This is a genomic window from Methyloversatilis sp. (assembly GCF_030696805.1).
Classification (GTDB): domain Bacteria; phylum Pseudomonadota; class Gammaproteobacteria; order Burkholderiales; family Rhodocyclaceae; genus Methyloversatilis.
In genome coordinates this window covers 1-12141 of record NZ_JAUYRO010000111.1, presented here as the reverse complement: position 1 = coordinate 12141, position 12141 = coordinate 1, and the positions used below count along the sequence as shown (strand labels likewise).

Genomic DNA, 12141 nt, shown 5'->3' with positions numbered 1-12141 from the left:
CATCGTGACGACGCTGCTCAACATGCGCGCGCCCGGCATGACGCTGATGAAGATGCCGCTGTTCTGCTGGACCTGGCTGATCACCGCCTACCTCGTCATCGCGGTAATGCCGGTGCTGGCAGGTGCAGTCACGATGATCCTGACCGACCGCCACTTCGGCACCAGTTTCTTCAACGCGGCTGGTGGTGGTGACCCGGTGCTGTATCAGCACATCTTCTGGTTCTTCGGTCACCCCGAGGTGTACATCATTGCGATCCCGGCCTTCGGTGTCGTGTCGCAAGTGATTCCGGCCTTCTCGCGCAAGCCGCTGTTCGGTTACGCGTCGATGGTCTATGCCACGTCGTCGATCGCCATCCTGTCGTTCATCGTGTGGGCGCACCACATGTACACAGTGGGCATGCCGGTCGCCGGTCAGCTGTATTTCATGTTTGCCACGATGCTGATCGCCATTCCGACCGGTGTGAAGGTGTTCAACTGGGTGGCAACCATGTGGCGCGGTTCGCTGAGTTTCGAAACCCCCATGCTGTTCTCGATCGGTTTCCTGTTCCTGTTCACGCTGGGTGGCTTTTCGGGACTGGTGCTGTCGATGACAGCGGTGGACATCCAGCTGCATGACAGCTACTACGTTGTGGCGCACTTCCACTACGTCATGGTTGCCGGTGCCCTTTTCTCCGCCTATGCGGGCGCCTACTACTGGCTGCCCAAGTGGACCGGTCACATGTACGACGAAAAGCTGGGCAAGCTGCACTTCTGGCTGTCGATCGTGTTCTTCAACATGACCTTCTTCGTTCAGCACTTCCTGGGCCTTGCGGGCATGCCGCGCCGGATCCCGGACTACTCGCTGCAGTTCGCCGAATTCAACATGATTTCGTCGATTGGTGCCTTCGGTTTCGGTCTGTCGCAGCTGGTGTTCCTGGTCGTCGTGCTCAAGTGCATCAAGGGTGGCGAGAAGGCTTCGGCCAAGCCGTGGGATGGTGCTGAAGGTCTGGAGTGGACAGTGCCGTCGCCGGCGCCGCATCACACCTTCGAAACGCCGCCGGTCTTCAAGTGAGCTCCGCTGTGACTTCAGGTGATGACGAACTCCGCCGCCGCAACGTACGTACTGCGGTGTGGCTGGCGGGGACTGCGGTTGCAGTATTCGTCGCCTTCGTGGTGCGTTACGGATTGTCCGGCCAATGACATCTCCGGAACAGGGCGGAACAGTGTCCGACAGGCGCAACCGCTCCACGCTGGTGCGCTTGATCGTGTCGGCGTTCCTGATGTTCGGCTTTGGCTACGCGCTGGTGCCGTTCTACGAGAAGCTCTGTCAGGTGCTGGACGTCAATAACCTGAACAAGCAGGACAGCAGTCTGCCGCTCAACACACAGGTCGACCGCTCGCGCAGCGTGACGGTGGAGTTCGACGCCAACCTGCACAAGCTGCCGTGGAATTTCAAGCCGGTGACCGGTTCCATGGTGGTGCATCCGGGTGAAGTCGTGACGATCGAGTATGAGGTGTCGAACACGCGGCAGAGTGCGGTGACCGGACAGGCAATCCCGAGTTACACGCCGTCTGCGGCGATGCAGTACTTCCAGAAAATGGAATGTTTCTGCTTCAAGCAGCAGACACTCGCGGCGGGCGAGGTACGGCGAATGCCGGTCGCCTTCCTGGTATCTTCATCGCTGCCGAAAGACATCACCACCATCACGCTGTCGTACACCTTCTTCGAGGTCCCCGGTGCGACGGCAGAGGTCGGGCGTGACGACAGTGCAGGAGCAGGGGGTTGAGCATGGCCAGTGTTTTTCGCAATGTCGTGACCGTGTTGTCCGCATTCGCCGGAGTGCGGGGAAAGCGCAATCATGACGAAGCAGCGGCGTCGCTGACGCCAGTGCAAGTTATCATCACGGGTGTCGTGGCCGCCGCGTTGTTCGTGATCACGTTGCTGGTGGTTGTGAGAGTTCTGATCAGTATTGCTTGAGAGAATAACGGGAAGGAAAATTAAAAAATGAGTTCGAATACGCCTCACCAAGCACCGTATTACTTCGTGCCGTCGCCGTCGACTTACCCGATCACCGGTTCGGTCGCATTGCTGCTGTTCGCACTGGGATCGGTGCTGACCATGAATGCGATCCAGGGTGGTGCTTACGTGCTGGGTGCCGGAATCCTGACGCTGCTGTACATGATGTTCATCTGGTTCCGCAAGGTTGCCCACGAGTCTGAAGGTGGTCTGTACAACAAGCGTGTCGGCATGTCGTTCCGCTGGAGCATGGGCTGGTTCATCTTTTCGGAGGTGATGTTCTTTGCGGCTTTCTTCGGAGCGTTGTTCTACGCAAGAGTGCTGTCCATCCCCGACCTAGCGTCGCTCGAACATCAGGCGCTACTGTGGCCGGAGGCCACGAATGCCTGGCCGAATCCGGGCCCGGCCTACGACGGCGGCCCGTTCACACCGATGGGCGCGTGGGGCATACCAGCACTCAATACCTTCCTGCTGCTCACGTCGGGTGCCACCCTCACCTGGGCGCACCACGGCATGCTGCACGACAATCGCGGACAGCTGAAGCTCGGTCTGTTTCTGACCATCCTGCTCGGCGTCGTCTTCCTGGGTTTCCAGGTCTACGAATACATGCACGCCTACGGCGATCTGAACGTCAAGCTGACGACTGGCGTGTTCGGATCGCTGTTTTACCTGCTGACCGGGTTCCACGGTTTTCACGTCACCATTGGTGCAACGATGTTGATCGTGATACTGTGCCGCGTCTTTGCCGGACATTTCACGTCACAAAACCATTTCGGCTTCGAAGCGGTTGCCTGGTACTGGCACTTTGTTGACGTCGTCTGGCTGCTGCTTTTCGTTGTGGTCTACTGGATTTGATGGAGCAGAATTAGCGAGGAGGAGAGTGGGCCGGTATCAAACAAGAGCCCTTAAAAAATAAATACTCGGCGCCGCACATCGTGCGGCGCTTTTTTTCGCGGATCCGATCCGGTCTGAACCGCTTGATGAAATCGGCGCTGCGGAATCCAGCAGCGAGATGAAGCCGTGGCTCAGAGCTTTCCTTCGATGAGCCCGAATCGGTAGCTCAGTGTCAGCGCGACAAACAGCGCGATCGACAGGCCAACGCGCAGTGCCAGTGCTCGCATCATCCGGCTCGAGTTCCCCGTGTCGCGGAACAGGAAGAAGAGCGCCGAACCCAGGCTGGCAATGATGAACAGCAAGACGACAATCACGAGATAGCGCATCAAACGATTCCCTTTTCAAGATGTCCAGTGTACCCCGGACCTCTCACCGCAATGACCCAGTTCACCTTCGCCCGTCGCACTTTCGTGATCCGATTCTGGCCCGCACTGACCTGCGCGCTGGTCATCTCGGTTACGCTCGGCGCGGCACAATGGCAAACGGCCCGCGCGCACTACAAGCAAGGTCTTCTCGCGGCCTATGAACGCGCCCAGGCCGCACCCGCACTTGACGTCACCCAATGGGGGCCGGTCGCTCCGCCCGAGTATTCGAGTGCCACGATCGAAGGCGCGTGGAAGGCCAGCGCACTGATCTACGCCGATAACCGGGTACGCAACGGTCAGGTCGGTTACGGGGTATTCATGCCGCTTTGTCAGACGGCTGTGCGCTGTGTGCTGGTCGATCGTGGGTGGGTACGGAGCGGTCGCCTGCGCGAAGACCTGCCGGACGTTCCGACTGAACCGGGCGTGCAGCGCATCGAAGGCGTCGTACTGCGAGCCGAGTCGAGGTTTGTCGAACTGTCGGCGGATTCGGTTGCGGGCAAGGTGTGGCAGAACGTGACGGTCGATCGCGTAGCGAGCGCCAGCTCGCTCGAACTTGCGCCATTCATTCTCGCGCAGCACGGCGGTCCCGAAGATGGTTTGACGCGCGAGCGTCTGAATCCCGAGTTCGGCATCGACAAGCACATCGCCTACGCCGGCCAGTGGTACGCCTTTGCCCTCGTCACGGCATTGTCCGGACTGTTCGCCGCCATGAAGAAAACAGGAGAGAAGTCTTGAACGGCAAGAAGACGCTGGTTGTAATCGGTCTGGTGTGTACGCTGCCACTGATCGCCTCGTACGCTCTTTATTATCTGTGGCGACCCGACAGCACGGTCAATTACGGGCAGCTGTTGTCACCGCAGCCGCTGCCGGCAGAGACGCTGACCTCGATCACCGGCAAGGCCTTTGATTTTTCCGGACTCAAGGGACGCTGGACGCTGGTCTTCGCGGACAGTGGCAGCTGCGACGCGCGCTGCGAGCAATCGCTGTATTTCATCCGCCAGGTACGCAAGGCGCAGGGTGAGCATCAGGACCGAATCGAGCGCGTCTGGCTGCTCGATGACGCGACGTCGCCGCAGGCGAAGCTGGTCGAGGCGATCGAAGGCATGCACATCGTGCGCGCGGAAGGCTCGGCGACGCTGGCTGCGCTGATCCGGGAACCGGCGCATGCACATGCCATCTACCTGGTCGATCCGCTCGGGCAGCTAATCATGCGCTACCCGGACGAGCCGGACCCGAAGAAGATGATCAAGGATTTCCAACGACTGATGAAATACTCGAGGCTCGGCTGATGAAGACCTACCGCAACCTTTTGCTCGCCACATTGGCGATGACCTTCGCGCTGATCGTGCTCGGCGCCTACGTGCGCCTGTCCGACGCGGGGCTGGGTTGTCCGGACTGGCCTGGCTGTTACGGCCACGCCACCGTAACCCAGGCGTCTGATCACATATCCGCTGCGCAGGAGGCCGACCCGCACGGTCCTGTGACCTTTGCGAAGGCCTGGAAGGAAATGATCCACCGCTACATTGCGGGCATCGTCGGCCTGTGCATCGTCGGCATCGCAGCGCTTGCGTGGCGCAACCGGCGAGATCCTGCGGCGTCGCCCTGGCTTGCGACAGCCCTCATTGGCGTTGTCGGCCTGCAGGCGATGTTCGGCAAATGGACGGTTACCATGCTGCTCAAGCCGGCCATCGTCACCGGTCATCTTATCGGCGGCCTGACTGTCCTCGCGCTGCTGGTCTGCCTGTACGCGCGCACGCTTGCGCCAGCCCGCGTCACCGTCAGTCCGGCGCTGCGCCTGTTCGCCATGTCGGCCTTCGTGGTGCTCGCAGCGCAGATCACGCTGGGCGGCTGGGTCAGCACGAATTACGCTGCGCTGGCCTGCTCCGACCTGCCGACCTGCCGCGGTGCCTGGGTGCCGGAAATGGATATTGCCAACGGCTTCCATGTCATCCGCGAACTGGGCGTCGGCGCAGATGGCGAAACGCTGACCATCGAGGCCTTGACGGCGATCCACTGGATGCATCGGGTCGGCGCGGTCATTGCGACACTTGTTCTGGTGTCCCTCGCGTTCGGGCTGCGAAGGGCCGGTCACGCAGCGCTGTCCACGGCATTGCTGGTGATTCTGGTGCTGCAGGTGTTGCTCGGCCTTGCCAATGTCTGGTTCAGCCTGCCGCTTGCGCTGGCTGCTGCACACAACGGCGGCGCTGCGGCGCTGGTGATCGTGATGGTGCTGATAAACTACCGCCTTCGCGCGACTGCGCAGCAACGCTATCCCGGAGTGCTCCATGAAAGCCATGCGGCTTGACCTACCGCCCCTGTCGCTGAGGCTGGCCAATTACCTGCAGCTGACCAAGCCGCGCGTTGTCCAGCTCATCGTTTTCTGCGCGGTGATCGGCATGTTTCTCGCGGTGCCGCAAGGCCTGCCGCCGATGGATGTGGTGCTGGCCGCCACCGTGGGGATCGGGCTGGTGGCGGGCGCCGCCGCTGCGATCAACTGTCTGGTGGAACAGAAGATCGACGCCGTGATGGCGCGCACGCGGGCGCGTCCGTTGCCGCGCGGTGAAGTGAACTCGCTCGAAACGCTGGTGTTCTCGGGTGTGGTTGGCGGAGTCGGCCTCACCCTGCTTTACCACTGGGTCAATCCGCTGACCATGTGGCTCACGCTGGCGACCTTCATCGGCTACGCCATCATCTACACGGTCATACTGAAACCGGCGACACCGCAGAACATCGTGATCGGCGGCGCCTCCGGCGCGATGCCGCCGGTGCTGGGTTGGGCCGCGGTGACCGGTGAAGTGTCTTCCGATGCACTGCTGCTGTTCCTGATCATTTTTGCGTGGACCCCGCCGCATTTCTGGGCTCTGGCGCTCTACCGCACGCAGGAGTATGCCAAGGCAGGTCTGCCGATGCTGCCGGTGACCCATGGCTCCGAATACACCCGGCTACAGGTGTTTCTGTACACCCTGATCCTGTTCGCGGTCACCCTGTTGCCATTCGCCTCGCGCATGAGTGGCTTGATCTACCTTGCGGCGGCTGTCGTGCTGGGGGGCATTTTCATTGCCTACGCCTGGCGCCTGATGCGCAATTACTCCGACGATCTCGCCAAGCGCACGTTCCGCTTTTCACTCTGGCACTTGTCCCTGCTGTTTGCAGCGCTGCTGGTCGACCACTACATCCCGCTATGAACCGCCGCTTTTTCGCGACTGTGCTGTTTGCTGTCGCGCTGTCGGGCTGTAGTCCGTCCGGGCCCACTTATCGCAGCATCGACGTGACCGGTGCCGAATATGGCCGGGGCTTCACGCTGACCGACCACACCGGCCAGCAGCGAACGCTCGCCGATTACAAGGGCAAGCTGGTCACGCTGTTCTTCGGATTCACGCATTGCCCCGATGTGTGCCCGACCAGCCTGTCGACCATGAAGCAGGCGCTCGAGCAACTCGGGCCGGATGCGGCAAAGGTGCAGGTGCTGTTCATCACGGTGGATCCCGAGCGCGACACGGCGGAACTGCTTGCCGGCTACGTGCCGAAATTCAACCCGTCCTTCGTCGGTCTGCGCGGCGATGCCGCGGCTACTGCGGCCACGGCCAAGGAATACAAGATTTTCTACCAGAAGGTCGCCGGCAGTACCGAAGGCCAGTACACGATGGATCATTCGGCCGGGACCTACGTCCATGATGCGCAGGGCCGACTGCGGCTGTTCATCCGTCACGGCGAGACGGCTGCCAATATTGCGCAGGATCTGAAAACCCTGCTCGCAGCTGGCTGACAACAAAAAAGCGACCCGGAGGTCGCTTTTTTGTTGTCCGGCCGAAAGATCGCGGCCGTCCTTCGGGTCAGGCGGCCACGCCGAGCGCACGGTGCATGGTGGCTTTCATTTTCTGCATCGCCTTCGCTTCGATCTGGCGAATGCGTTCAGCCGATACGCCATACTCGTCGGCCAGTTCATGCAGCGTGGCCGACTCCCCTTCCTGCGCCAGCCAGCGGCGTTGCACGATGGTGCGGCTGCGGTCGTCGAGCGCGGCCAGCGCCGACTGCAGCCCTTCTTCACGCAGACGCACGTCCTGTGCCGCTTCCATCACTTCTAGCGGTTCGGCCGCGCTGTCGGTCAGCCAGCTGATCGGAGCCATGCGTGCGCCGTCGCGGTCGTCGTCGTCGGTATTGCCTTCGAGCGCAATGTCCTGTCCGGTCAGACGGGTTTCCATCTCGACGACTTCTTCCGGCTTGACGCCCAGCGTTTTCGCCACTTCGCGGACTTCAGCCGGATTCAGCGTGTTGCTGCTGTGCTTCAGGCTACGCAGGTTGAAAAACAGCTTGCGCTGCGCCTTGGTCGTCGCCACCTTCACGAGACGCCAGTTGCGCAGGATATATTCGTGGATCTCAGCCTTGATCCAGTGGATCGCGAACGACACCAGGCGTACGCCGCGATCGGGATCGAAGCGCTTCACTGCCTTCATCAGGCCGATATTGCCTTCCTGGATCAGGTCGGCGTGCGGCAGGCCGTAGCCCAGATAGCCGCGCGCGATGGCAATCACCAGACGCAGGTGCGACATCACGAGCGCGCGCGCGGATTCGAGGTCTTCCTCGTCGCGGAATCGCCGGGCCAGCGCCTGCTCCTGCGCTTCGGTGAGCAAAGGTACGCGGTTCGCGGCTTGGATATAGCTATCGATGTTGCCGAGGGCGCCAGCCACCGGCAGATTCGGAACGATCAAAGCATGGGTCATGTTGCATTCCTCCCTTACGTGCAAGATTAGCACTCCTCGCTATTGAGTGCTAACGGATCAGTCGGTTCATTGCGTCGCAATATGTAACCGGTCACTGCGCGCCGACGGCGACCGCTCGCTTTGGGGTTGGACCGGGGCGCACGCTACAATCCGGTCATCAGTCACCGTCCTGTAAATCGCCGATGCGCATTCCGACTGCCCTGTTCCTGCTGCTGTGCTGTCCGGTGGCCGCATTTGCCCAGTTGCGGGCGATTCCGCCGGATGCGATCAAGGCGAAGATGCAGCCGCCGCAGGACGGTCTGGTCGAAATGGGCAAGCATCTCTTCCGGCTGGCACCGGGTGCCCACATCCGTTCGACCGACAACCGCATCATGCTGCCGGTCATGATCACGTCCGAACAGGTCGTGCGGTACAGGCTGGACGCCAATGGTGACCTGTACCGCGTGTGGATCCTGTCGCCGGACGAAATCGACCTGCCGGCCCCCAAACAGTAAGCAAGCATGACGAACCGGATGAATTCGCCCCGATGAGCCGCAAGATTTACATCAAGACCTTTGGCTGCCAGATGAACGAGTACGACTCGGACAAGATGGCCGACGTGCTCGGCGAGTCCGAGGGCCTGACGCCGACCGATCGTCCGGAAGAGGCTGACGTGATCCTGTTCAATACCTGCTCGGTGCGCGAAAAGGCGCAGGAGAAGGTGTTTCATGACCTCGGTCGCGTCAAGCACCTGAAGAAGGAGAACCCGCGCCTGCTGATCGGCGTTGGCGGCTGCGTCGCCAGTCAGGAAGGTGCGGCCATCGTCGAGCGCGCGCCCTATGTGGACTTCGTGTTCGGCCCGCAAACCCTGCACCGTCTGCCCGATCTGATTGCAAAGCGTCGCGAGAGCGGCCAGCCGCAGGTGGACATCAGTTTTCCCGAGATCGAGAAATTCGACCACATGCCGCCGGCGCGCGTCGACGGCGCCACCGCCTTCGTGTCCATCATGGAAGGCTGCTCGAAGTACTGCACGTTCTGCGTCGTGCCCTATACGCGCGGCGAGGAAGTGTCGCGCCCGCTGGACGACATCCTGACCGAAGTGGCGACCCTGGTCGGGCAGGGCGTCAAGGAAGTGACATTGCTCGGCCAGAACGTCAATGCCTGGCGTGCGCCGATCACGCGCGGCTCGGACGACATCGGCGACTTCGCCTTCCTGCTCGAATGCGTGCATGACCTGCCCGGCATCGAGCGCATCCGCTATACGACCTCGCACCCGCGCGAAATGACGCAGCGGGTGATCGACGCCTACGCGCGCCTGCCCAAGCTGGTGTCGCAGCTTCACCTGCCGGTGCAGAGCGGCTCAGACCGCATCCTCGCGGCGATGAAGCGCGGCTACACGGTGCTCGAATACAAGGCGGTGGTGCGCAGGCTGCGCGCAGCGCGTCCCGATCTGTCGCTCAGTTCCGACTTCATCATCGGCTTTCCGGGTGAAACCGATGACGATTTCGAAAAGACGATGAAGCTGATCGACGACGTCGGTTTCGACAACAGCTTCAGCTTCGTCTACAGCGCACGGCCCGGCACGCCGGCCGCCGACATGGCGGACGACACCCCGGCTGACGTCAAGCAGGCGCGACTTGCGCGGCTGCAGAAGCGCATCGAGGAACATACCCAGGCCATCAGTCAGGCGATGGTCGGTACCGTGCAGCGCATCCTGGTCGAAGGTGAGTCGCGCAAGGACGCCCGCGAGCTGGCCGGCCGTACCGACAACAACCGTGTCGTCAATTTCGCAGGTCCCGCCCGGCTCATCGGCAGTTTCATCGATGTGCGCATCGAATCGGCGCTGCCGCACAGCCTGCGTGGTGCGGTGCTCACGCGAGAGGCGGTCGGCGCTTGAAAACAAAACCCCTGGAATTGCTGCTCGAACCGCTGGACAACACCCGGCTGGCCAATCTTTGCGGCGTGCTGGACGAAAACCTGCGCCAGCTCGAAACCGCCTACGACGTCGAGATCGCGCGTCGCGGCGAAAATTTCCGCGTCAGCGGCGATCCGGTGCAGTCGCAGCGGGCCGTCGTTGCGCTGCGCCACTTCTACAGCGTCGCCAAGGACCACCTGAGCGTGGATGCCATCCAGCTCGGTCTGATCGAACTGTCGAACCGCGGGCTGCCCGAACCCGGAGCGCCGACGCTGCTGACGCGCAAGAGCAACCTGCACAGCCGCACGCCGCGGCAGGCCCAGTACCTCAAGCAGATCCAGGAACACGACATCACGTTCGGCATCGGTCCGGCCGGTACCGGCAAGACCTATCTGGCCGTGGCCAGTGCTGTCGACGCGCTGGAACGCGAAACGGTCGCGCGCATCGTGCTGACCCGCCCGGCGGTCGAGGCCGGCGAGCGGCTCGGTTTCCTGCCCGGCGATCTGGCGCAGAAGGTCGATCCCTATCTGCGGCCGCTGTACGACGCGCTGTACGAACTGATGGGTTTCGAGCGCGTCGCGCGCGCCTTCGAGCGACAGGTGATCGAGATCGCGCCGCTGGCCTATATGCGCGGGCGCACGCTGAACAACGCCTTCATCATTCTCGACGAGGCGCAGAACACCACGCCGGAACAGATGAAGATGTTCCTGACCCGCATGGGCATCGGCTCGAAGGCGGTCATCACCGGTGACCTGACGCAGGTCGACCTGCCGCGCGGTCACAAGAGCGGCCTGGGCGAAGCGCGCAAGGTGCTGCACGACGTGCGCGGCATCGCGACGACCGAATTCCTCGCCGAGGATGTCGTGCGCCATCCGCTGGTGGCACGCATCGTGTCTGCCTACGAACGCTTCGACGCGCAGCGCGACGCCGAAGAAGCCATGCGCAGGGGACCGCGCGGCTGATGCGGCTGAACCTGTCGGTGCAGTACGCCTGCCCGCGCGACGCCTGTCCGCCGCGGGCCGATGTGCTGCGCTGGCTGCGTGCCGCACTCGACCCGAAGGTCGTGGCGCGTGCCGACATCACGGTTCGTTTCGTCGACGCCGATGAAGGCCGTGCGCTCAATCGCGACTATCGCGGCCGTGACTACGCGACCAATGTGCTGTCGTTCCCGTACGAGCAGGGCGCGCATCTGGCGGGCGATCTGGTCGTCTGTCAGCCGGTTCTTGCGACCGAGGCAAGCGCACAACGCAAGCCGTTTTCGCAGCACGCTGCCCACCTGATCGTGCATGGCACGCTGCATCTGCAGGGCCGGGACCACGAAACATCGGACGCCGACGCCGAGGCGATGGAGACGGAAGAACGTCGCATTCTGGCCGGGCTGGGTCTGCCCGATCCTTACGCTGACGAAAGCTGAAATCGGGCGTGCGCCGGTGCGCACCCGGCCTTCGGCGAACGCCTGACTCGATACCTGCACCCGGCTCGGGTTACACTTGGGCTGTGTTCGTTCTCCTCTCCCCGCATGGACAGTAGTCCTTCCGCCCCGCATCGCCTGGGTTTTCTCGAACGGCTGAGCCATCTTCTGATGCGCGAACCGGAAGACCGGGACCAGTTGCTGGCGCTGCTGCACTCCGCCTTCGAACGCAATCTGCTGGACGCGGATGCCCTGTCGATCATCGAAGGTGCGCTCCAGGTTTCCGACATGCCGGTGCGTGACGTGATGATCCCGCGTGCCCAGATGGATTGCGTCGACATCGAAGACCCGCTCGAGAAGATCGTCGACACCGCGCTGCGCACCGCGCACTCGCGTTTTCCGGTCATCAGCGACAACCGCGATGACGTCATCGGCATCCTGCTCGCCAAGGATCTGCTGCGGCTGATGGCCGGCCACGACGACAGCCTGCGCGACATGCTGCGTCCAGCCGTGTTCATCCCCGAATCGAAGCGGCTCAACGTGCTGCTGCGCGAGTTTCGAGCCAGCCGCAACCACATGGCCATCGTCGTCGACGAATACGGCGGGGTGGCCGGTCTGGTGACCATCGAGGACGTGCTGGAACAGATCGTGGGCGAGATCGAAGACGAGTTCGACATCCCCGAAGACGAGGGCGACATTTTCGGCCTGGCCGACCGCACCTACCGTGTGAGCGGCGACACGCCCATCGAGCGTGTGTCCGAAGCGTTTGATGCCTCCGTAGTCGGCAGTGACGCTGATGAGCATTTCGACACCATTGGCGGCCTGATCGCCCACGAAATGGGCCATGTGCCCAAGCGCGG

Annotated in this window: 17 protein-coding genes; 15 read left to right on the top strand and 2 right to left on the bottom strand. The window is 62.3% G+C overall.

Annotated elements, in window-relative coordinates; genetic code table 11:
- From Q8R75_RS17790 to Q8R75_RS17770, 5 genes are all read left to right on the top strand, one after another.
- Positions 1-1051 (top strand): cbb3-type cytochrome c oxidase subunit I (locus Q8R75_RS17790; RefSeq protein ID WP_305663815.1); only part of this gene is annotated, 1051 nt, incomplete at its 5' end.
- The gene (locus tag Q8R75_RS19810) at positions 991-1179 is read left to right on the top strand and encodes a cytochrome oxidase small assembly protein (protein WP_336623631.1); all 189 of its coding nucleotides are present in this window, start codon (positions 991-993) and stop codon (positions 1177-1179) included. The genes Q8R75_RS17790 and Q8R75_RS19810, both read left to right, overlap by 61 nt.
- Positions 1176-1766, top strand: coding sequence for a cytochrome c oxidase assembly protein (locus tag Q8R75_RS17780; RefSeq protein WP_305613413.1), 591 nt, complete (start codon positions 1176-1178; stop codon positions 1764-1766). Before Q8R75_RS19810 ends, Q8R75_RS17780 begins: the two co-directional genes overlap by 4 nt.
- Positions 1767-1768: 2 nt before the next feature.
- Entirely contained in the window at positions 1769-1957 is a 189-nt protein-coding gene (locus Q8R75_RS17775; protein ID WP_305613440.1) for a DUF2970 domain-containing protein, read from the top strand.
- Between the two features lie 27 nt (positions 1958-1984).
- Entirely contained in the window at positions 1985-2851 is an 867-nt protein-coding gene (locus Q8R75_RS17770) for a cytochrome c oxidase subunit 3 (protein WP_305613412.1), read from the top strand.
- 170 nt (positions 2852-3021) lie between these two features.
- Here Q8R75_RS17770 and Q8R75_RS17765 read toward each other — a convergent pair whose 3' ends face one another.
- Complete coding sequence (locus Q8R75_RS17765) at positions 3022-3216, bottom strand: twin transmembrane helix small protein (protein ID WP_257080855.1); 195 nt, start codon at positions 3214-3216, stop codon at positions 3022-3024.
- Between the two features lie 51 nt (positions 3217-3267).
- On the opposite strand from Q8R75_RS17765, the gene Q8R75_RS17760 reads away from it, so the two are divergent.
- The 5 genes from Q8R75_RS17760 to Q8R75_RS17740 are packed head-to-tail and all read left to right on the top strand — an operon-like array spanning position 3268 to position 7021.
- Positions 3268-3990: an SURF1 family protein gene (locus tag Q8R75_RS17760; protein WP_305613411.1), complete on the top strand. Its 723-nt coding sequence runs from the start codon at positions 3268-3270 to the stop codon at positions 3988-3990.
- On the top strand, positions 3987-4544 hold the full coding sequence (locus Q8R75_RS17755; RefSeq protein WP_305613410.1) for a hypothetical protein: 558 nt from the start codon (positions 3987-3989) through the stop codon (positions 4542-4544). Before Q8R75_RS17760 ends, Q8R75_RS17755 begins: the two co-directional genes overlap by 4 nt.
- On the top strand, positions 4544-5560 hold the full coding sequence (locus tag Q8R75_RS17750; protein ID WP_305613409.1) for a COX15/CtaA family protein: 1017 nt from the start codon (positions 4544-4546) through the stop codon (positions 5558-5560). The genes Q8R75_RS17755 and Q8R75_RS17750 overlap by 1 nt, the downstream gene beginning before the upstream one ends.
- Positions 5541-6440 carry a heme o synthase gene (gene cyoE / locus Q8R75_RS17745; protein WP_305613408.1) on the top strand — a complete coding sequence of 300 codons (900 nt, stop codon included), beginning with the start codon at positions 5541-5543 and terminating at the stop codon, positions 6438-6440. Before Q8R75_RS17750 ends, cyoE begins: the two co-directional genes overlap by 20 nt.
- On the top strand, positions 6437-7021 hold the full coding sequence (locus Q8R75_RS17740; RefSeq protein WP_305613407.1) for an SCO family protein: 585 nt from the start codon (positions 6437-6439) through the stop codon (positions 7019-7021). Before cyoE ends, Q8R75_RS17740 begins: the two co-directional genes overlap by 4 nt.
- A 67-nt stretch (positions 7022-7088) precedes the next feature.
- On the opposite strand, the gene rpoH is transcribed toward Q8R75_RS17740, so the two are convergent.
- A complete protein-coding gene (rpoH, locus tag Q8R75_RS17735; RefSeq protein WP_305613406.1) occupies positions 7089-7976 on the bottom strand; it encodes an RNA polymerase sigma factor RpoH in 888 nt (295 codons plus the stop codon).
- Positions 7977-8158: 182 nt separating this feature from the next.
- On the opposite strand from rpoH, the gene Q8R75_RS17730 reads away from it, so the two are divergent.
- The 5 genes from Q8R75_RS17730 to Q8R75_RS17710 form a co-directional block, all read left to right on the top strand.
- Positions 8159-8470: a hypothetical protein gene (locus tag Q8R75_RS17730; RefSeq protein WP_305613405.1), complete on the top strand. Its 312-nt coding sequence runs from the start codon at positions 8159-8161 to the stop codon at positions 8468-8470.
- A gap of 32 nt (positions 8471-8502) precedes the next feature.
- Positions 8503-9852, top strand: coding sequence for a tRNA (N6-isopentenyl adenosine(37)-C2)-methylthiotransferase MiaB (gene miaB, locus Q8R75_RS17725; protein WP_305613404.1), 1350 nt, complete (start codon positions 8503-8505; stop codon positions 9850-9852).
- Entirely contained in the window at positions 9849-10832 is a 984-nt protein-coding gene (locus Q8R75_RS17720; protein WP_305613403.1) for a PhoH family protein, read from the top strand. Before miaB ends, Q8R75_RS17720 begins: the two co-directional genes overlap by 4 nt.
- Positions 10832-11284, top strand: a complete 453-nt coding sequence (gene ybeY, locus Q8R75_RS17715) for an rRNA maturation RNase YbeY (protein ID WP_305613402.1) — start codon at positions 10832-10834, stop codon at positions 11282-11284. Before Q8R75_RS17720 ends, ybeY begins: the two co-directional genes overlap by 1 nt.
- A gap of 105 nt (positions 11285-11389) precedes the next feature.
- Positions 11390-12141: CBS domain-containing protein (locus tag Q8R75_RS17710; RefSeq protein ID WP_305663814.1), on the top strand; the 752-nt coding region annotated here is incomplete at its 3' end.